General features: G+C 47.9%; 16 protein-coding genes and 2 pseudogenes. 5 read left to right on the plus strand and 13 right to left on the minus strand.

Going from position 1 to position 20,566, the window contains the following annotated elements:
* Positions 1-49: 49 nt before the first annotated feature.
* A complete protein-coding gene (locus AC50Y3_RS17280) occupies positions 50-1,207 on the plus strand; it encodes an acyl-CoA dehydrogenase family protein (protein WP_494820038.1) in 1,158 nt (385 codons plus the stop codon).
* On the opposite strand, the gene AC50Y3_RS17285 is transcribed toward AC50Y3_RS17280, so the two are convergent.
* The 5 genes from AC50Y3_RS17285 to AC50Y3_RS17305 all read right to left on the minus strand — a co-directional run bounded on the left by AC50Y3_RS17285 (position 1,208) and on the right by AC50Y3_RS17305 (position 8,545).
* The gene (locus AC50Y3_RS17285; protein WP_494819970.1) at positions 1,208-1,915 is read right to left on the minus strand and encodes a PIG-L family deacetylase; all 708 of its coding nucleotides are present in this window, start codon (positions 1,913-1,915) and stop codon (positions 1,208-1,210) included.
* A complete protein-coding gene (locus tag AC50Y3_RS17290) occupies positions 1,912-2,223 on the minus strand; it encodes a DUF1806 family protein (RefSeq protein ID WP_494819971.1) in 312 nt (103 codons plus the stop codon). The genes AC50Y3_RS17285 and AC50Y3_RS17290 overlap by 4 nt, the downstream gene beginning before the upstream one ends.
* 540 nt (positions 2,224-2,763) lie before the next feature.
* Complete coding sequence (locus tag AC50Y3_RS17295) at positions 2,764-5,808, minus strand: Ig-like domain-containing protein (RefSeq protein ID WP_494819972.1); 3,045 nt, start codon at positions 5,806-5,808, stop codon at positions 2,764-2,766.
* A 434-nt stretch (positions 5,809-6,242) separates the two neighbouring features.
* Entirely contained in the window at positions 6,243-7,442 is a 1,200-nt protein-coding gene (locus AC50Y3_RS17300) for a sugar efflux transporter (protein WP_494819973.1), read from the minus strand.
* A 218-nt stretch (positions 7,443-7,660) separates the two neighbouring features.
* Positions 7,661-8,545 (minus strand): AraC family transcriptional regulator, encoded by an 885-nt coding sequence (locus tag AC50Y3_RS17305; RefSeq protein WP_494820039.1) that lies wholly within the window; start codon positions 8,543-8,545, stop codon positions 7,661-7,663.
* Between the two features lie 211 nt (positions 8,546-8,756).
* On the opposite strand from AC50Y3_RS17305, the gene AC50Y3_RS17310 reads away from it, so the two are divergent.
* On the plus strand, positions 8,757-9,608 hold the full coding sequence (locus tag AC50Y3_RS17310; RefSeq protein WP_494819974.1) for an aldo/keto reductase: 852 nt from the start codon (positions 8,757-8,759) through the stop codon (positions 9,606-9,608).
* A gap of 401 nt (positions 9,609-10,009) precedes the next feature.
* Positions 10,010-10,864 carry an alpha/beta fold hydrolase gene (locus tag AC50Y3_RS17315; RefSeq protein ID WP_494819975.1) on the plus strand — a complete coding sequence of 285 codons (855 nt, stop codon included), beginning with the start codon at positions 10,010-10,012 and terminating at the stop codon, positions 10,862-10,864.
* A gap of 155 nt (positions 10,865-11,019) precedes the next feature.
* On the opposite strand, the gene AC50Y3_RS17320 is transcribed toward AC50Y3_RS17315, so the two are convergent.
* Positions 11,020-12,147, minus strand: coding sequence for a Gfo/Idh/MocA family protein (locus AC50Y3_RS17320; protein ID WP_494819976.1), 1,128 nt, complete (start codon positions 12,145-12,147; stop codon positions 11,020-11,022).
* A 180-nt stretch (positions 12,148-12,327) separates the two neighbouring features.
* On the opposite strand from AC50Y3_RS17320, the gene AC50Y3_RS17325 reads away from it, so the two are divergent.
* Positions 12,328-13,032: a DUF4386 domain-containing protein gene (locus AC50Y3_RS17325; RefSeq protein ID WP_494819977.1), complete on the plus strand. Its 705-nt coding sequence runs from the start codon at positions 12,328-12,330 to the stop codon at positions 13,030-13,032.
* A 19-nt stretch (positions 13,033-13,051) separates the two neighbouring features.
* Here AC50Y3_RS17325 and AC50Y3_RS17330 read toward each other — a convergent pair whose 3' ends face one another.
* The gene (locus tag AC50Y3_RS17330; RefSeq protein WP_494820040.1) at positions 13,052-13,633 is read right to left on the minus strand and encodes a Crp/Fnr family transcriptional regulator; all 582 of its coding nucleotides are present in this window, start codon (positions 13,631-13,633) and stop codon (positions 13,052-13,054) included.
* 384 nt (positions 13,634-14,017) lie between these two features.
* Here AC50Y3_RS17330 and AC50Y3_RS17335 point away from each other — a divergent pair.
* Positions 14,018-14,433, plus strand: a pseudogene (locus tag AC50Y3_RS17335) (VOC family protein).
* Between the two features lie 109 nt (positions 14,434-14,542).
* On the opposite strand, the gene secF reads toward AC50Y3_RS17335, so the two are convergent.
* The 6 genes and pseudogenes from secF to AC50Y3_RS17365 all read right to left on the minus strand — a co-directional run.
* On the minus strand, positions 14,543-16,684 hold the full coding sequence (gene secF / locus AC50Y3_RS17340; RefSeq protein ID WP_494819978.1) for a protein translocase subunit SecF: 2,142 nt from the start codon (positions 16,682-16,684) through the stop codon (positions 14,543-14,545).
* Between the two features lie 28 nt (positions 16,685-16,712).
* Positions 16,713-17,072, minus strand: a complete 360-nt coding sequence (locus AC50Y3_RS17345) for a hypothetical protein (protein WP_494819979.1) — start codon at positions 17,070-17,072, stop codon at positions 16,713-16,715.
* 78 nt (positions 17,073-17,150) lie between these two features.
* The gene (locus AC50Y3_RS17350; protein ID WP_494819980.1) at positions 17,151-17,609 is read right to left on the minus strand and encodes a hypothetical protein; all 459 of its coding nucleotides are present in this window, start codon (positions 17,607-17,609) and stop codon (positions 17,151-17,153) included.
* Between the two features lie 12 nt (positions 17,610-17,621).
* A complete protein-coding gene (locus tag AC50Y3_RS17355) occupies positions 17,622-18,683 on the minus strand; it encodes a phosphotransferase enzyme family protein (RefSeq protein ID WP_494819981.1) in 1,062 nt (353 codons plus the stop codon).
* Positions 18,684-18,903: 220 nt separating this feature from the next.
* Positions 18,904-19,329, minus strand: a complete 426-nt coding sequence (locus tag AC50Y3_RS17360; RefSeq protein WP_494819982.1) for an SRPBCC family protein — start codon at positions 19,327-19,329, stop codon at positions 18,904-18,906.
* Positions 19,330-19,395: 66 nt separating this feature from the next.
* A pseudogene (locus AC50Y3_RS17365) lies at positions 19,396-20,355 on the minus strand (sigma-70 family RNA polymerase sigma factor); the annotation flags it as partial.
* Positions 20,356-20,566: the final 211 nt, after the last annotated feature.

A 20,566-nucleotide genomic window follows, 5' to 3' on the forward strand; every position in this document is an offset into this window, starting at 1 on the left:
ACTACCCTTGATTTGGTTGCTATACTACTAGGAGAAGGAGTGAGCCATGATGAAACGATTCATTGACAGCCCCATTCGCAACGATGAAGAACGTAACCGAGCTGCGCTTGTCGAGCGGCTGGCAACCTTGTTCGCAGAGCGAGCGCCCCGGTACGATCGCGAGGGCTCGTTTCCATTCGATAATTTTGCCGACCTGCAGAAGAACGGCTATCTAAAGCTGACAGTTCCTCGCGCTTTCGGTGGCGATGAAATCCCTCTGTACGAGTTCGTCCTGCTGCAGGAACGGCTCGCTTACGGGGACGGCTCGACCGCGCTTGCCGTCGGCTGGCATCTCGGCCAGGTCATGCATTTGCGCACGACCGGTAAGTGGCCGGCGGAGAAATTCGAAGCACTGTGCCGCTCCATCGTGAAGGACGGGACGATGATTAACACATTCGCCAGCGAGGCCTCCTCCGGCAGCCCGAGCCGCGGCGGACGGCCGGAGACGATCGCGGTTGCCGCGGACGGCGGTTGGCGGATCACGGGGTGCAAGACGTTCAGCACGCTGTCGCCGATTCTCGACCGCTTCGTCGTTTCCGCCTATCTCCCGGATGAAGAATGCACGGCCGATTTTCTCGTTCATCGGTCGGACCAAGTATCGATTGTGGAGACATGGGACACGATCGGAATGCGCGCGACGGGCAGCCATGACGTCGTGCTGGACGGCGCTTTCGCTGGCGCGGACAGCCGGCTAACCGGCAAAGGCTCGGATGACGGAGGCGGTTGGCTGCTGCATATTCCGGCCTGCTATATGGGCATCGCCTTGGCCGCGCGCGACTATGCACTGGCATTCGCCCGCTCGTATAAGCCTAATTCCTTGGATAAACCAATTGCCGCCCTCCCTTCCGTTCAACAAACGATCGGGGAGATGGAGGTCGAGCTTCGCACTGCCCGCACCCTGTTGTATGCGGCGGCCGACAGATGGGACAAGGAACCGACGGAACGGACCGCAATGAAGCCGGAGCTCGGCCTGGCGAAATATACGGTCACGAATAACGCCATCCGCGTCGTCGACCTGGCGATGCGGATCGTCGGCGGCACCAGCCTATCGCGCGCGAATCCGCTGGAGCGCTATTACCGCGACGTCCGAGCCGGCTTGCACAACCCGCCGATGGACAGCTCGGTCATCCAGACGTTGGCCGCGTCCGCGCTTGGCGAGGGTACATAATCAAAACAAATCGTCGCTCTCCCGCTGCGGCGCGTTGACGTCCCCTTTCAGGAAATACTCATACTTTCCGAAATGGGACAGCGCCGCTTTATCGGATTGCCATACCCATTCGTCGATTTCGGTCTGGCAGCGGTGAGCGCGGAACGCGGCGAGCTTAGCTGCGTTGTGAGCCTGAACCTCGACACGGACGACGTCCTTCTTGGTGTATCCGAAATGCTCCGGACGCTCCAGCGCGTCGCCGAACGTAATAAAGTACAGCGCTCCTATATCAGCTGAACGCCGGAAGGCGGCCGTCGCGGCCTTGCCGATCGCGCAGTGGTCCGGGTGACCGCCATACCGTTCATGGAACGTCAGCACAACGTCCGGCTTTACTTCGCGGATAATCGCTTCAATGCGCTCGATTAGGGTTGCTTCGTCTTCGAATTCAACGGTTTTGTCACGGAGACCGAGAAAGATCAGCCTGCCGATGCCCAGGCAGTCGCAGGCTTCCCGCAGCTCCTGCTCGCGGGCGGCAGCCATCGTTTCGCGATTGAGGTACGGCGGGTTACCCATTCGGCGGCCCATATCGCCCTTCGTTGCACTTACTAGCGTGATCTCGACGCCATCGGCGGCATATTTCGCCAGCGTGCCCCCGCAAATAAACGACTCGTCATCGGGATGGGCGAATACCGCAAGAAGCTTGCGATTCCGCACTTGTTCATGGCTCATTCCGGAAACGGCTCCCTTCCTAGGTGCAGCGCGACGTTCATGCGACCTCTGTCGTCATAACCAGCCAGCAGCAGACTGCCCTGCCCGTCCACCTCGAAATGCGTGAGCGCTTCCATTCGCAGCCAGCCGTGGCCGTCGAACCGAAGCGCAGCGCGGAAAGACCCTTCCCCCGCGATAAAAGCATGCGTTACCCGTACCTTGAAATTACGGACGAACATGAACGACGTCGCTTCGCTGTGGATATAAACCTCGTTTCCGACGAATTTCCGAAGCTCGGCCTCCACTACTATTTTGTTTATAGGAATCATGGCGCAAATCTCTTTTCTTTTGGAATTATACTTCTATTTCTGATTTCTCCGAATTCTGGAAAAGACGAGGAGCCCGGCGATCAACATAGCTATGTAACCCAAGTTTTTGGCTAACTCGGATTCCATTCCTAACACCATACAAAGATTGGTGACCAAACTCTTCGTTACGAGCGCAACCGCAATCAGCATGATCGGACGAATAATATTGAACCTATTCATATGTACCACCTTTTCTTTTGTGTCTGCTAATACTTCATTATGATTCTTCAGCTATCGTGATCCGATATCAGCTTTGTACTCGTTGAATTGTATCACGATTTGTGATGAACGTCAGAATAAATAGAATGAAAGAAACATATCCCCTTAACAGCTTTCCCAATTATCATAACTTGTACGGCATATAGGGTATATGGTTTCGTTTTCATTAGTCGACCATTTGAATATCACCCCGACAAAAATAATATCGTCATCGATCTTAAATAATCATACCGTCGCAGAAAAAAATGGCCAAGGAAGTTTACTCCTTGGCCATTTTTTAATTTATTGGTACGTGATCGACAGCTTCGGCCGGTTAGCCGTTGTGGCGTCTTCTGCGGAGTAGATATCAACCGCAATATTAGTTGGATTATCAATATACAGCAGAACGCCCTGATTGGTGGACGGTGTGGTCAGCCAGCCCTGTACGACCGTAGGATCGAGGGTGATATCGATCACCTGATCGCCGGTCGCTGTAAAGCTGGTTATCGCAAACGATTTGCCGGACACATAATCGGTCCCGTTGCCTTTTGCTCCAGCAGTCGCCCATTGCGCTCCGGACTTGCGGTTCTGCCACCCGATGAGCGAATAAGTCGGATCGTAATCCGTCTGCATGTAGCGGCCTTCCATCGTAAAGCCGGTCGCCCATGTGTTCATCTTGAGTGTCAGCTTTGCCGATGCGACCGTTTTGCCGGCCGGAATCGAAATACTATCGAAGCGCAGCAGCGAATCGATTTCATACGGCATTGTCTGGCTGGTTTGATCGAATACTTTCAACGTGCCGCTGATAATATTGCCGCCGTTGCCGCTGTATTGCGAAGTGAGTGACACATCCTTCGCGCCGGAGTAGCCGCTCACTCCTTGCTGGAAGGTGACCGTTCCCGTGGCGCTATTCGATACGGTTACAGGTACCGAGGAGGATGTCGTCGTATTGCCCGCAGCGTCCCGCGCTACAGCCGTAAACGTATGTGAGCCGTTTGTAAGCGATGTCGTATTATACGAGATCGAATACGGCGAAGTCGTGTCTTCCGTGCCGACATTGGTGCCATCGACTTTGAATTGGACGCCCGCGACGCCAACATTATCGGAGGCGTTTGCCGACACCGTTATCGTGCCCGATACCGTTTGGCCGCTTGTTGGCGCTGTGAGCGATACCGTCGGCGCCGTCGTATCGGCAGCCGCGCTTTTAGTCACGGACACCGAGGACGATGTCGTCGTATTGCCCGCAGCATCACGCGCTACCGCCGTAATCGTATGCGAGCCAGCCGCCAAGCCCGAAGTGTCGTACGAGATCGAATACGGTGAAGACGTGTCTTCGGTGCCGACATTAGCACCGTCGACCTTGAATTGTACGCCCGCGACGCCAACATTATCCGAGGCGTTTGCAGACAGCGTTATCGTGCCCGATACCGTTTGGCCGCTTGTTGGCGCTGTAATCGATACCGTCGGAGGTGTCGTATCGCCAGGGCCGGAGCCGGACAGCAGTTGGGATGCCAGCCACGTGAAGCTCCCGGTTGTGCGGAACTCCCAGCCCCACTTGCGGTTTGGCGTAATCCGGTAAGCGGTTTTTCCCGCTGATGGACCGGTCGGGCGAATCCAGAAGTTGACTCCGATATCGTAGCCGTAGTATAGGTCGTTTACAGCCGATTCCCAGGTCGTATTTGGCGAACCGCCGAGCAGCTGACCGAAGTAGTCGGCCCACAAAATCGCGTTCCCCACCTCCAGGTCATGCTCGATCGTCGTACCGCCGGTCGGATCGCTTGAGCTTCCGCGCCCGCCGTCCAGCGCATCGGAAGTGCCGTCATATTTCACCATATAATCCGGATAGCGAAGCGCTCCGACATAAGTATCGTAGGCGTGATAAGCATCGGAACGCGAAGCGTTATTCAGGAAGGTTCCCATGCGCTTCACGAAATTAGCGATAGTCGAATCTTCCGTGAATGCGTAAGCGCGGATCATTGCATCTTCGGTCAGCACGCTCATCCAGGTCGAAGCGATCAAATCGCCGGTTACGCCGTCGCCATGCTGGCTGCCGTAATGATACAGTCCGCCGTCGACACGGTTTGCCGGTATAAGTCCGCCTGCACCGTTCTGATGCCAGATGAAATCAGCCGTTTGATTTTGCACGTTAGTCTTGTAGGTCGTGTTGCCCGTAACTTCGTAAGCGATCAGGTTGGCGAGCAACCGGAAAGCCGTATGCCGTTCGGTCCAAGTTCCCAAGCTCGGATCCCATCGTGTTGGCTCGTCATTCGTTTCATGCGCCTGAACGATCAGCGGGATGTAGGTCAGCATATCGTTGTCGCCCGTCAGCCAGTACGTATAAGCCATCGACTCGTCGTAGCTGTACATGGCCCCGTTGCCGCCCGGCCAGCCGTTCGGATCGGGATTTTTTAACGTGAATAGCCCGACGGCACGGGAAGGCGTCGTTGTGGCCGGATAAATTTTCGTTTTGTAAAAGTCGGTATGCCGCACCGCCTCTCGCAGTGCTTTCAACGATCCGCTCCGCATGTATAGCGTGTACATCGTTGCCGCGCGGTCATATAGCCATGGATCGTAGTTTGTTTTGTAGTCGCTCTTGTAGCCTGAGCCGGAATCGCCTGCGATAACGGCAGGATCATCCTCATTGATGAGCATGTAGAAGTTGTTTTTGAATGCATGCTCCATCTCCGTGTAACCCGTCCAATGTTCGGTTGCATCCATCGTGGTCGGATTGTCCCTTGACTCGGTTATGCTGCTGTCGAACGTGCTCATCCGCGTTCCTTTCAGTACGCCTTCAGCAAGAAAGTCTTTCGGCAGCACCGCATAAACGTCGGGCTCGTAAACATTGTCCGATGCTACGAACGTGCCCGACGTCACTTGATGCCATGCCGATCTCGGATTCGTAAGGGTAGAAATGTTCTGGCTCCGGTTGTTGAGACCCCATTCCACTGTTATCGTCTCCGAATTCGGATAAACGGAAGCAAACGTGTTCTGAATCTGGATGCGCGCAACCCGAACGGAAGCCCCATCCAGAGAAGAGTTTGTTATGCTGCGCCATGGCGTTTGCATTTCAACATAAGCGGGAATTTCCGTGCCGCCCTTCAGCACGCGAATTTTCGATATATTCGCGGGCGTTATGGAGCCTCTTGGAAACGGTACGCCGAACGTAACAAGCTTCGTTTGTCCTGAGGTGACATTTTCCATCGGATACAGTTTGACGGAGATGCTGCCGGATGTTTCAGCCGGCGCAAAGAACGATTGGGTCGCGCCGAACGAGACGACAGGAAATAAACCAGTAAGCAGAGCGATCAAACATAGGAGGGAAACTAATTTAACGGAAAGCCTTCGCATAAATCCACACCTTCCAACATGTATTTGTTGGGTCTTCGAGTAAAAGCACGCTGTTGTCTTGGATGAGATAGCGAGCTAATACATGATGAGATCTCTTTTTTACTCACCTCCTTCTCGGAAAGCCCTAATCTCCACGATTGAAATCTTCTCAATTTATTCCAGCTGAAGAAGAGTATGAGGGATGTCTTCTTTATTTGATATATCGATATTTTTTAAAACTACCGTTTTTTTTTGAAAGCACAAAATAAGTGAAGAAAGTGATAAAAGAGGCAAGAAAACGGAATAAATCCCAAGCGTATAAGTAGGAAGCACAAAAAAGACCATCGCTATAGGTTTGGCAATGGTCTGGCTTCCACTCCATTTCGTACGATGAACCCCACCTTGCGGAGCAGTAAACTTATGTTTAACTTCAACCCGCTTTTAGTTAAATTCTATTAGGCAGATACTACACCACGATTATTTTGGGGCTTTGTCTTCCAAAAGATAATGAACGAAATAAAGACAACTACCAGGCATACCCAATAAACATCGCGAATCCCTACATACTGGGCAATGAGACCGCCGCCTAAATTCCCCGCTAGCCTTCCTATAATGGTTCCGTTGTAATAGATCGACGAGGACATCCCAGGTGAGTTCGGCAGCAGCTCCGAGAAATAACTAAGCCCGTTGCCCATTACAATAGCCACAAAGATCGCCTGTAGAAGCTGTGCTCCGATGAGCTGCCAGGAGTCCGTAGAAACACTTAGTGTTACGTTGTACATAATTGAGATAAAGCATGCGGTAATCATCAACGTATGGTTCGATAACTTTATGCCCAAAGCGCCGAGCGCAAGCATAATGGGAATTTCCAAACCAGCACAAATGCTAACAACCAATCCTACATCTGTATGCGTACCATGAAGCTCGTTTACGATAAACAATGGCGTAATGATCCCATTAACGGCATTTACCGCGAATAATAATACGAATGCAAGCAACGGATATAATATTAGCCTACGGTTAAGCGATCTTGTGCCAGCACTACCTGATTTCTTCTTTTGAATTGCTCTTCTTTTAGGCAAAAATAGGAGCACAAGTGTTGCGATTACAAGAAAAATGGAGGAAGTCCCAAGAAAAAGCCCATTATATCCAACCACACTTAAGATTATGGTTCCGATTAAAGGTCCAATTAGAAATCCGAGCGACACAAGTGAACGTAAAGTTGACATTGCAAACGTCTTGTCATCAGAATTGCTTTCATTTGCGGATTCCTGAGCATAGGCATAAATTTGCGGCATAGCAGCTGCTCCCAAACCACTAAAAAAGCTGACGATTATAAGCAATGCCATGTAATTATCAAAAAGGACATATGAAGCATATCCGGCTGCAGATGAAACAGTAGCTAAAATAATAATTCGTTTCCGATCCAAATTGCGATCCGAATACTTGCCAAAGAGCGAGTTTGCTAAGACACCGCTTAATGAACTAACCGCTGTGAATGCGCCGAAAGCTCCCGCACTCATACCGAGCTCTTCCGTGCAGTAGAGAGCTAAGTACGGCATTGTAATGGAAATCCCGATGCCGACAAAGAGAACACAGATGACAAATAACCGATACCCTCTAATGGCAAACAATTTATTTATTCGATTGTACACATTTATGTCTCCTTAAAATGAATTATAATCTTTTACAAATTTAGTTCCTTCCTCTTCTCTCTCGAATCCAACCTAATTATGCGAGAAATACAGGCGTAATCGGTATCCCATTCGTGCCGAATCTTTGCCTATTCCTCTCAAACCGGTTTTAGGTCCTGTCACCCGTACAACTCAAAAAGGCAAGCCATGTGGCTTGCCTTTTTCTCAAGGATATTCGTTTATGCTTTTAAGCGCTTAATATCTTGTCTAGGGGGAAAACCAAACATTCGGGAATATTCACGGCTGAATTGAGAGGTGCTTTCATAACCTACTCTGTAAGCTACATCGGTGGCATCGGCAGACTCGGTTAACAATAAGCGACGGGCTTCCTGGAGTCTCATTTGTTTTTGATATTGAATAGGACTCATGGCCGTTACTTCCTTGAAGTGCCGATGAAAAGTGGAGACACTCATATTCGCAATTTCAGCAAGTTCCTCGATTCGGAAGGAACGCTCATAATGGGTTACGATATGTTCAATCACATCTCGGATTTGGTGAATAGCGCTCTCTTCCATTACAATCGCCTTTAAAACATCTCCGTTTTGCCCTTGCAAAACTCTGTAAAGGATTTCCTTCGAAAATAAAGGAGCAAGCACAGGTATTTCGTTAGGCTTATCTAATAGCCGGACTAATCGGATGACAGCATCCAATAAAGACGATTCAATATGACTGACAAACATAGCACGTTTTGAATTTACTTTCGAATCATCTAACAACTCAGAGTCATGTAATACCTCTATAATCTGACTCGGTGTAAATTCAAGCCTCAGCCCCAAATAAGGCATTTCAGGAGTAGCTTCTGTGACTTGAGTATTAACCGGTAAGTGTACGGAAGCCACAAGATAATCGGCAGGACTGTACCTGAAGCGCTCTCTGGCTAGCCAAACCTCTTTCGCCCCTTGCACGATCATGCAAAAAGAAGGCTTGTATACCCCGTGGCTAGGTTCAGTCGTATTCGAACGACGTATGAAATACAGAGAAGGAATTGAAGTTTGATGTACGCCATCACTAACTGAATAACGTTCAATAATGTTAATAAGCTCCTGCTGACCTGTTAGGTTCATTTCAGACACTCGAGTCCCCCTCTTTCGTCAATCTTATAAACCTGATTATAATCTATCTTCTGCTCGGAATTTAAGTGGAGTGAGAGGATTAGGCAATAATTCGAGATGATTATGGTAACGATTAAAGCAACCCATGGTACATAATGAATAGGAAACAAGCTCGTAAATTCAAATTTCATTTCAAATTAAGAATAGAACCGGAGGATTTCGAATGCAAAAAGTAACTCTAAATAATGGCATTGAGATGCCTATTCTCGGCTTTGGCGTTTTTCAAATTCGTGATGACAAGGAATGTGAACAAAGCGTTTATGACGCTATTATGGCAGGCTATCGTCTTATTGATACTGCTGCCTCTTATCTAAACGAGGAAGCCGTCGGAAGAGCGATCAATCGTAGTGGTGTGGCAAGAGAAGAGTTATTCATTACAACGAAGCTTTGGGTTCAGGATACCGGTTATGACCGCACCAAAAAAGCATTCGAGAACTCACTGAAACGATTACGGCTGGATTATTTGGATTTGTATTTAATTCATCAGCCGTATGGTGATGTTTACGGATCTTGGCGCGCAATGGAGGACTTGTATCGTGAAGGAAAGGTCCGCGCAATTGGAGTCAGTAATTTTCACGAGGATCGTCTAATCGATCTAATGCTTCATAACGAAGTTGCTCCTGCCGTTAACCAGGTAGAGACACATCCTTTCAACCAGCAATTCGAAAATGCAAAATTCATGAAAGAGCATAACGTCCAAATCGAGTCCTGGGCACCATTTGCTGAAGGCAAAAATAACTTATTCCAGAATGAAGTATTGTCAGCTATAGCAGCGAAGCATACTAAATCCATCGCTCAGGTCGTATTACGTTGGTTAACACAACGAGAAGTCGTCGTGATTCCAAAGTCGGTACGTAAAGAAAGAATTATCGAGAACTTCCAAATTTTTGATTTTGAATTAGATCAAGCCGATATGGAGTCGATTGCTACGTTAGATACGAAACAAAGCCTGTTCTTCTCACATCGCGATCCTGAGATGGTTAAATGGATTGGTACGCGTAAACTGGATATCTAATTTCTAATCAAATTAAGCTTTTCTCCCGTTAGCGTAGTGAAGGCTGCCTGATCAAATTGACGGCAGCCTCTCAAAAATTTGTCCCCTATGATGTGATTCGTGTTCGAGATGCCGCTGACTCATTCCTGAATTTTTTTCTACAATCGTTCTCCGAACATCCTCCAGACACCATATCCACTTACCAATTTCCTTTTCGAAATCGGGTAAGGCTCTCCATCTTCATCCCCTCCTTATTGTTCAAACATACCGCTAACACAATGAGGGCAAGCTAAATATAGCGGATCCGGCGCATATTTAATGAGATCCCCACCGATAATTCGGAAGAAACAATCCACCTGCTTGGGTAACGGTGTTGATCGAACCGACCAGTTTTACAACTATATTTTTCAGGAGGAATTGGATTGACAAATAGTGACGCGTCTGTCGAGGCAACCGCGGAAACAGTAGAAACTTCTTATGTAGAAGCGGAGGGAATTCGCTACGCCTTTCGGACTTTCGGTAAACCGTCGGATATTCCGCTCGTTTTCTGCCAACGTTTCAGAGGTACGATGGACGATTGGGATCCTGCTCTCGTCAATGCGCTGGCAAGAGAACGGACGGTCATCCTGTTCGATAGTGCGGGCATCGGATTGTCATCGGGAGAAACGCCGGATTCGTTCTTTGGTACGGCGAAATACGCTTATGCTTTCATTCGGGCATTAGGACTTCAAAAAGTCGACTTGATGGGTTTTTCAATGGGCGGTTACATTGCTCAAATCGTGACGATAGAGCATCCGGATGTAGTCCGCCGGTTGATTTTGGCAGGTACTGGGGGAGGAACCGGAGAAGGAACGGAAGCCGGAAAACCGGAAGTGTTTCAAGTTGCGTTCAAACCGGTTAACGATGCCGATGATTTCCTGTACTTGTTCTTTGAGCCAACCGAGACGAGCAGAGCTGCAGGCTTAGCTTATTTAGAACGTCTGGCCAGAAGAAAAGAATCAAGAGCACCACTTGTAAAACCGGAATCGGTACAAGCTCAAATCAAAGGTGCCGGCGCATGGAGAACGACTTCAACCTTCGAAAGACTGGGAGAAATCAATCAGCCCGTGCTCGTAGCTAACGGAAATCGCGATATCATGATTCCCACCGTGAATTCTTATATTGTTTCTCAACGAATTCCGAATGTTCAACTGATTATTTATCCGGATTCCGGCCATGGCTTTTTATTTCAATACGCGGAGTTGTTTGCCGAGCACGTATTGATGTTTCTTAGCTAATTTATAGCTTGCATTGTGCTAATATGCCGATTGATTGTTTTGTGCACAAATCCAATGAAACGAAAAGCGACAACTTTGGACGAGAAAATAAAGTCCAAGACTGTCGCTTTTTTTTCGCACTATCGTCTCCGATTAGCTTACTTCTTTCTAATTATTCAATCGCTCAGAGAAGCCCATCCTCTTCCGGATCGAATCACTTCAATAATGCGTTGATCACGATATCCCTCTCGGAAAGTGGGATAGGATTGATAAGGCTCTCCTTTGACGTCTTTAACAAATTCACCAAAAAAAGCATTCCATTTATTCTGTTCGCCATTACCAGTATCCGGATATCCCTCTATAAGTCGATCCGGCAGTGTTTTAGAAATAGTTCCCTCATGGTCAACAATGCTTACATCATAAGAAAAAACACCTTTTGCATCTATAGCTCCTCTGTCTCCATAGATTCGAAAACAAGGGTATGTGGGAGAAAATGGCATCATGGCGTCGAACTGAATTACGCAAGTAAAACTGTCTCCAGATGGAAGTCGATATTCCATTATGGCATTAAAGGCTGAATCTGCATCCACCAATTTCCACTCGGCCTCAGCAAGCGCCTCTTCGCTCGAAATCACGAAGGATTGACGCCAATCATGAATATCACCAATAACAGGAGCCTTCTCTCTACCGAGTCGAGCTTCTCCCATCACGCGGATAGGATCACTTCCGAAAACCTTGGTCAGAATCCCAAGATAGTGTGTGAGAACATTATGCATCGCGCCACCGCCGAGTGAGAGATCAAATGTCCACGCCCACGGAGAGTTTGAGTTAAACATCGGTAAGAAGGCACAAATTTCTACCGCCTTTATCCGTCCGATTGCTTCCGAACGAACCAATTCTTGAATCCAGGAAGTTGTAGGATCATACGCTTGAGTTGCTGCGTAAGCATGCTTAATACCAGCTCTCTCAACCGCATTCAACATACGTTTTGCTTCAGCCGCAGATACTGCGAGGGGCTTCTCACAAACAATATGGGCTCCTAGGGCAAGAGCCTCTTGGACAACATCCTCTCGTAACGCAGCAGGTGTCGCCAGCGAAATAATATCAGGCTTCAATTCCCGCAATGTAGCGCGCCAATCAATCGATGCTACAGGAACATTGAGCCTGTCTGCTACCCCCTTTACGATATTAGCATTACGAGCGCAAATAGCAACCACTTCAACGCCTGCACTTCTAAGTCCTAAAGTATGGCCTTCCCCAGCCCAACCGGCACCAATAACAACTGCCCGCAACGGCGCGCTCATTTCAAACCACCTCCGCTTCACGTTTCCTACCGATTCCAATATATGCAAACGGCGATGCTCTAATACAAGGGTCAAGCAAGTTCTAATCGTCTCCAGAATAGGTTCATTGACTTAAGTCAATGAACCTAAATACCCTCCCCGCTACAATGGAGTCACCACGTATAACTAGGAGGGTCTCTGATGATTGTCCAAGGAAGAGAGCTGTCGAATCAGCGAAAATCGGCTCTAACTACCGGTATAGCACTCCTGATCATGACGCTTGCCGCACTTTTTTCATATGGCTTTGTACATGCAAAGATCCTGAATCAGGGAGATACGAACGCCGTACTCCAGTACATTATTTCGCATAATCATCTTTTCAAAGCTGAAATCTTGGGTTGGATTATCATTCTGCTATGCGATATTGTTGTGGCTTGGTCTTGCTATGTATTCCTAAAGCCAACAAATAAAAATCTGGCGTTGCTCGGTGCATGTTTCCGTCTTGTATATGCGTCCCTATTGGGAATAGCGATCTTAAATTTACTATTCGTGCTGCTGCTTACAAACGGGACCGAATATTTATCTAGCTTTACCTCAAATCAACTTGGTGCACTAGTAATGTTACATTTACAAGCCTTTGATGCCTTCTGGTCCGTCGGTTTAATCGTCTTTGGCGCACATCTGCTGATTATGGGCATATTGGTTCTCCGATCTGACAGCGTTCCGCGATGGATTGGCATCCTGCTGCTGTTAGCTTCGATAGGCTACATTCTCATTCACCTGGGTAACCTATTTTTTGCGGATTACGCGGAAATCAGGAAGATACTTGAAACCGTTTTTACTGTACCTATGACAGCGGGAGAACTAGGCTTTGGAATATGGTTGCTATTCAGTGGAGGGAAATAGATATATCTATGTTCAGCTATTAAAGTTCTCGATTCATTCTCTTTTTTATTCTACTTAAGGACTCCGGTGTTATGCCGAGAAAACTCGCCAATTGATGCTGAGGAACCCGGTCGATTAAAGAAGGTCGTTTCATTCGCAGGGTCTTGAAGCGTTCTTCAGGCGAAGAAGCGATAAAAGCAGCGAATTCCGCTTGTACCTGACCAAAGTTTTCTTCAATCATCTTGCGAGTCATCGACTCTAACTGCGTGTATTTGGTATACATGTCCTTTTCCGTATTCAGGTCGCCAACGACCGCCACAGAATCTTCAACGCATGCGATGGTGTAGTCAGATGACTTGTCTAACCTATAATGATTAAAAATGGCGATGGCTTGCTCTTCGGTGTAAAAGTTCGATGTAACCTCATTCCCCTCTTCATCGATCGAGTACTGCCTGATGCATCCATTCAGAACGAAATAACATTTTGTGGGAACCTCTCCTTGTCTAAGGAGGACGGTTCCCTTCTTAAATTCTTCTATATGAATCTCGTTTACGATCACTTGTTGTTCTTCTTCACTAAGGGAGGTCAATCTCGACATATACTTGAATAAAATATGGTTCATATTTCCCCACTCTCCCTCTTGACCAGTCATCCCGTATATCGCCCAAGCACACACCGCTAAACCTGCGACGCATGCCCAAAAAAGGCCGTAAGCCCTCCGAAACGAAGGATTCGCGAACGCAGTTCGTATCATAATCTCATTCACGGTAAGGATGAGTCCGACAAGCGAATATCCTCCCCAAATTTTAAGCAGCGTAAAAGCCGACTCGCCGGTATCGTTGAATAGACATGAGATCCCTATAACGCAATTAAATAAGGATTTGTTCCATTAACCTCCCTCTGTTCTTGTCCTCTGATAGTTCAGAAAAAAGTTCAATCTCGCTTATGCCCCTTAAGTTTGACATCCAATTTATCATAATGCTACTGTATACTTGAGGTGATCGAAATGGCAGAAACAGCCAAAAGTATGTTTGTTAATTTACCAGTAAAAGACCTGAAGAAATCTATGGCGTTTTTCACCCGGTAGGCTTTGAATTCAACCCAAACTTTACTGACGACAATGCCGCTTGCATGGTCATCGGAGAAAACATTTACTCCATGTTGTTGGTTGAAGCGTATTTCAAGACCTTCACCAAGAAAGAGATTTCCGATGCATCCAAAACAACCGAAGTCTTAGTTGCATTAATGGTCGAGAGCCGCGAAAAAGTGGACAAGTTAGTTAACAGCGCGATTGCAGCAGGTGGCCATATTGCAAACGACACACAAGATCTCGGCTTCATGTATCAAAGAAGCTTCCTAGACCTAGACGGTCATCAATGGGAAATCGGCTATATGGATGAAAGTGCGATTCCGCAAGAGTAAGGAATTTTGATATTGCTTGTTCATTATACGTAGGGATGTTGTCTTTGTGGTATAAATATCTCCCGTTAACCTTACAGGCCACCGATTAATCGGTGGCCTGTTCTTTCATTTACGGCTTAGTTTGCGGCCTAAGACGAGTTCGCTTGTACAGCATCATCCATATTTGCGCGGCGATGAAGATCGAGGAATACGTTCCACATAAAAGACCGAACAGCAGGCAGAGCGAGAACAGCCTAACGCTTTCCCCGCCCATAACGAACAAAGCCAATGCGGCGAAGAAAACAGTAAGTACCGTGAAGACGGAACGCCGCATCGTCTGCCACAAACTTGCGTTTACGAGCTGTTCCAGCTGCTCCGCGGTCGTGGGCCATTCCTTCCTCATGTTGCTGCGAATCCGGTCGAAAATAACGATCGTATCGTTGAGTGAATACCCGATAATCGTCAAAAGCGCCGCGATGAAGGTTAGATCGATCTCCAACCCGAATACGGAAAACAGTGCGATTGGAATTAGAATATCATGGGCGAGCGCGATGATGCATCCGATGCCGTACAAATAATGAAATCGAAGTGCCGTATACAGCACAATCGCTCCGGCAGCCATCATAACGGCGTAACCCGCCTTCTTCACCGTTTCGCCGGCAACGATGGGATCGACCGTCGATTCCTGTCCGGTCACCTGCTCCCCATACAGCTGCCGCAGCTTGTCTTCGATCGAGTCGAGCTGAGAGGGAGACAACACGTTGCCGAACGTTGTAACGGCGGAGGAGCCGCTGCCGTTGCCCGCCTTGACGATGGGCTTCATGTCAACGGACGGAACGACTTCGTGAATTACCGCCCCGATGTCCGCGGTTTCAAACGGCGCTCCAATCGCCAGTTCCAGTCTTGTCCCCGACTTGAAATCCACTCCGAGCTCCAGCCCACTGAGGAATATCGCCGCCAATCCCACTACCAGTATGAACGCGGAGAGGCTTAAATATCGCTTTCTGCGTTTGACGAGATTCGGATACCGCACGGTATTTTCGGATTTGCCGCCGACAATGCGAACGCCGAACCAGCCGATGCTGCGGATAGCCTCTCCTCTAAGCAGCAGCCACAGGAACAGCCTCGAACCGTACACATTGGTGAGCAGACTGACGACGATTGTCATTGTCAGTACGATCGCAAAGCCTTTTACGGAGCCATCTCCGAAAATCATTAAAATAAGGGCGGCAATGAGCGTCGTCACATGAGCGTCGACAATCGTGGCCATTGAAGCACGCGCGCCGATGCGGCAAGCGGAGCGCAAGCTTTTCCCATCCCGCAGCTCTTCTCTAATCTTCTCGTAAGTAATAATGTTCGCATCGACCGCCATGCCAATGGCCAGCACGAAGCCGGCGATGCCGGACAATGTCAGCGATGCGTTCATCCAATCGAGTGCAACTAGGCCGATGTAGGCGAAGCAGGCGATCGTCAAATTGGCTACCATCCCCGCAAGCCGGTAAACCGCAGCCATAAAGACGACAATCGCCGCGACCGCAATGCCGCCCGCAAGCAGCGTGTGATGCAGCGCCTCCTCTCCGAGCCCGGGCGAGATCGTATCGACCTGCAGCTCGATTAGGCGGGCGGGAAGCGATCCGGCGTTCAACAGGTCCTTTAGCTCGACTGAAGAGTCCTGATCGCCGCTTGTTATGGCGGATACTCCGTCTCTGATAACAGCTTGTACGACAGCTTTCGATACAACTTTGTCGTCCATCAGAAACGTAAGCGTCTTGCCCAGATTGTCCTGCGTTACCCGCTTCAGCTTCACCGGATCCTTGAATTTGACAATGACCTCCGGCCGATTCAGTGTATCAAACCCCGTATTCGCGCCGTTTGGCAGCAAATCGCCGCCGTCCAGCACGACGCGGCCCTGATCGTCTTTTATGCTGAGATAGGCAGGCTGGCCGATCAGCTCCCGCAGCTTCGTCTGGTCGGCATCCCCGGCGATCCGGACACGGATCCGATCAGCTCCTTCGATTGTTAGCTCCGGCTCGGAGACCTTCGTAATGTTGACGCGTTTCTCGATCATCCGCTCGGTCGCGAGCAGCAGCGGCTTCGTCACTTGCTGTTTGGAATCGATTGGCTTTACTTGATAGAGGATGTCGAAGCCGCCCTTAAGATCGAGGCCCAGCTTTAAATTTCCGACGATATTCGGCAGAGTCGATGTGATCAATGCCAGCACGAATAGAACCGTCAGTATAAACGGCAGCAAGCTTTTTATTGTTTTGGACAATTCAAATACTCCCTTTCATTCTATAAAGTCATAGATGAACAGAGAGCAAGCTCGTATATCGGGATTGAAAACGAACGGGGTCGAGTACATAGAGCCGTTTGAGGATTTGCACGGGAGAACGGAAATAGAACCTAAGCCTGACCTTGGGGGAAGAGGAGGATAAAAAAAGGAGAAGAAAAACAAAGGAGAATACAACCTGCGACACATGTTGGCCGTTCTTGGCTGCGCCAACTTCGATCGCGCCGAAGCCGTAATCGTCGCCGCCCGCGATAAACGCCGGACCGGACGCATAATTGTAATCCGAGGAGGAATCGGCATGCAGCAGCGGACATAAGCAAGCAATGAGTAGAATTGCGATTGCGAACGCAATATGGAACCATTTTCTCATTGTAACACCTCCCTTCCGCATAGCGGGATTATAGCATATTTTCATTCAGAAGATAAGGAATGTGGGATTTATCACCATTTATTGGGTTGTAATCGTAACTATTGCAGATTCTTCGTAATCTTTATTATCCTGTACCCATTTAAGGATGTATTCGTGAGTGAATTTCTTATCCTGGAAATGAACATTGCTAATTGTAAACCCTTTAGTATGTGGTTGAATCGAGCTGGTCGAAACTATCAAACTACCCTTAAGAGTAAGTGACGGACTAAATGCTATTGCATCTCCTAAATAATCAAATTCAATGTTATAATCGCTCATTTGACTATTTGGTGTTATTGAAACTTTCCAGTGGTCAGGAGTTTTAGATAACGACCATTCTAATTGCGTTACAGGCTGAACACTTTCTTTAGAAGTGTACTCTTGTATAGCCTTCTCTTTACTCTCGCATCCACCAATAAGCAAGACTGCCAAACTCAGTGTGAGCAATACGATTACTTTGTGCATTAGATCCCCTCTCTCAATGATCATTTCGCCCATAGATTGGGAAACTCATTCACACGAGTAACTCTTGTGGAAAAACCCTTTAAACGGGATATCGTCTTCCAGGCATTTTATGAGAAACGACAGTTCCTCATCACACTCCGGCTCCTCACCATTATTCTGCATCGTTTCAAATGCATCCACAATATTTTCCATGAGCGTTATGTTGATGAATAAGGGTAATCTATCCAACATCGTATTATCGATCTTAGTCTCCGATCTGTATCCTTCAAGGACTGTCTTGAAATAATCATCCATAAACTTTTTGCGTTTATCCGCGTCCGATTCAGCTGCTATCCAGCCCATTCCGCTTGTCCAGAGATCTGCTAGGTCATACATATACCAACCGAAACATGAATTATCGAAATCATATACGGTTATTTGTCCTGTATCGAAATCGATCGAATAATTCCCATCATTGTAGTCAAAATGGATCATACCGAAAGACTCACGGTTTCTGTCCAATCCTTCTAAGGTTTTAAGGAGTTGTACCAGCTTCTCCTTGAGCAAAGAAAACGTAGCTGGTATCCGTCTATTGATAGTTTCGACGTTGAATGTATCACTAAAACTATTCCGGCGATGGACTGGCGTATATGCTTTCGATAACTGGTGAAGTTTCCCCAAGACTTTGCCACAATTATAATAATATTCGGTAATCGGAACGCCTTCCCGGTACCGATAATTATTGTCCACTAGCCTTTTTCCTTTGGCCTTTTTAAACACACAAATATAATAGGTATGCTGATTATGAGCGATCTCTTCCAGCAGATTCCCTTTCCCAGAGCTGACAACATCCGAAACACTTCCGCCATGCTCGAATAAATACCTGACATACTCAAGCTCTCCCAGGTAATCATCCCGGGTTCTGTCATTTAAGAAAGCGATTCTAACAATTATAGAATCGTTGCCCTCTTTCTCACAGGTATAAACGACATTACGCCCTCCATCATGCGCATTAACCAACTTGACTTCATAACCTTCTAATCCGTATAACTCTGATACTATTGGAAGTAAATATGCATCACTGACTTTAATAACCTCTTTAATATTTATAATATCTCCTCCAGTCAAAACATGTAATTATCCAAGCATCCAGTCTAGATTATTCGCGCAATTATATTCAATCCCTTTTTTAGGGAAAGCCGCCTGTAAGCGACACTAAAACCATATAGGGTATCGATAATTTCATTTTTTGCAGCCTGTCTTTCCTTGGAAAGAGCGATCAGATGACGATGTCATATTCTAACCTGTATGTAGAAAAAGGCGCCCTTATGGGCGCCTCGATTTATTCTTATGTTGCTTCCGTATATCGTTTGAAACTATCCAAAATCGCTTGCCAACCCGCCTGTTGGAATTCAACGGGGTGAGTGCTCTCGGGGTCGAAGATTTCAACGACCTTAGTGGCCTCGCCTTGATCGACGAACGCAATATCCACACTCCGTCCATCTCCCAATGTGTAGGAGATCGTCTCATGCAGCTTCACTTCGTCGTAAATTCCGCTAAAATCAAAACCCATGCTGCCATCCATCGCTTCCATCCTTGTCAGGAATTTGCCGCCAACCCGCAAGTCGTTCTCCGCTCTTGGCGCATGCCATTCCTCGGAAGGTTGATTCCACTTCGTAATGTGGTCCGGCTCGGTCCAATAGTTCCATACTTTTGCTACAGGGGATTGAACGACGGTCTCTACGGTTACTTTCGTTGGATTGCTTGTTTCCATTGTGAAGGACACCTCTTTACGGGAATTTTGTTTCTCACTAATATAGACGAATGCCAATTTCCGAATTCATCGGTCTATTTGTTCCGGAAGCCCTAATCGGGAAAATAATTTTGCATTAATGAAATTTTGAACATGGAATATCCGATTATCTTTCACTTCAATCACGTGAATGCCCCAAGGCACCAGGACGGATGCCTCCTTACCCGGCACATACTGCGCCAGAGCGGGATAACCGCCATTCACTGTAGTTGGTAAAAATTTAGACCCCTCGCAATGCCAGCGCGTAATAGCAAAAAACGCGGACAAATCGTCTTGCCCGCTTATCCACATGGCGAAAGGCGGCATGGACATACAACCTTCCTCATGGAACAACGACACAAGCGCATGGATATCGAATTGCTCAAACGCTTCCACGTACCGCGAGAGAAGATCCTGATCGGGATCGACATCCATCTTACTAAATTGGTCGGAGCGAAGCCGCGTTCGTTCCATCGTCTCCCTGGCTCTTTGCACGGCGCTGTTCGCCGCTGCCGGCGACATTCCCAACGTTTCCGCAATTTGTTTCGAAGACCATTCAAAGACGTCCTTAAGAATAAGAACCGCTCGTTGACGGGGCGGCAAGGTTTGCAAGAGTGCGATGAAGCAGAGCTGAAGGGTATCCTTGCGAATAAGAGCATCTTCCGGATTTTCTCCGAATTCGGGTGAGGGCCAAATCCAGGACGAATCCGGCAGCGTTTCGTTTGGTTCGACAATTTTGACCGCCGGGTCGGACAGGTCAACGGGAAGTGTACGGCGCTTCGCTTGCCTCAGCTTGTCCAGACATAAGTTCGACGCTATGCGGTAGACCCATGTTTTAATGGATGAGTCCTGTCTGAATCGATCCCAGCTCTGCCATGCCCGAATATAGGTTTCCTGTACAGCATCGTCCGCATCATCTATGGATCCCAACATTCGATAACAATAAGAGGTTAACCCCGGCTTGTAGCTCTCAAATAACTTCATATCAAAAGCGGTATCGTTCATCTTCGCCCCCCTAGGTCTCTCTTCTTGAAACGCCCTCCTTCCATCATATTCGAATCATTCGGCAGCGACAAGGCGAAACGGCTACGCCTTCCTTTGGCAGAGAGGCGCGTTTCGGTACCAAGAACAAAAAGAGACCCGCAGCAACGGGCTGCGGGTCTAAAATGTATATTTTAAAAGGGGGTTGAGTTTTATTATAGCTATTCTTCATTAAACC

The sequence above is a fragment of the Paenibacillus sp. J22R98 genome, from assembly GCF_059383835.1.

Coding starts and splice junctions, on each gene's coding strand:
- AC50Y3_RS17320 (WP_494819976.1), bottom strand. CDS start 12,147: ATGAGCGCGCCGTTGCGGGCAGTTGTTATTGGTGCCGGTTGGGCTGGG.
- AC50Y3_RS17280 (WP_494820038.1), top strand. CDS start 50: ATGAAACGATTCATTGACAGCCCCATTCGCAACGATGAAGAACGTAAC.
- AC50Y3_RS17350 (WP_494819980.1), bottom strand. CDS start 17,609: ATGGGCGAAATGATCATTGAGAGAGGGGATCTAATGCACAAAGTAATC.
- AC50Y3_RS17360 (WP_494819982.1), bottom strand. CDS start 19,329: ATGGAAACAAGCAATCCAACGAAAGTAACCGTAGAGACCGTCGTTCAA.
- AC50Y3_RS17325 (WP_494819977.1), top strand. CDS start 12,328: ATGATTGTCCAAGGAAGAGAGCTGTCGAATCAGCGAAAATCGGCTCTA.
- AC50Y3_RS17330 (WP_494820040.1), bottom strand. CDS start 13,633: ATGAACCATATTTTATTCAAGTATATGTCGAGATTGACCTCCCTTAGT.
- AC50Y3_RS17285 (WP_494819970.1), bottom strand. CDS start 1,915: ATGAGCCATGAACAAGTGCGGAATCGCAAGCTTCTTGCGGTATTCGCC.
- AC50Y3_RS17295 (WP_494819972.1), bottom strand. CDS start 5,808: ATGCGAAGGCTTTCCGTTAAATTAGTTTCCCTCCTATGTTTGATCGCT.
- AC50Y3_RS17345 (WP_494819979.1), bottom strand. CDS start 17,072: ATGAGAAAATGGTTCCATATTGCGTTCGCAATCGCAATTCTACTCATT.
- AC50Y3_RS17305 (WP_494820039.1), bottom strand. CDS start 8,545: ATGAACCTAACAGGTCAGCAGGAGCTTATTAACATTATTGAACGTTAT.
- AC50Y3_RS17290 (WP_494819971.1), bottom strand. CDS start 2,223: ATGATTCCTATAAACAAAATAGTAGTGGAGGCCGAGCTTCGGAAATTC.
- AC50Y3_RS17310 (WP_494819974.1), top strand. CDS start 8,757: ATGCAAAAAGTAACTCTAAATAATGGCATTGAGATGCCTATTCTCGGC.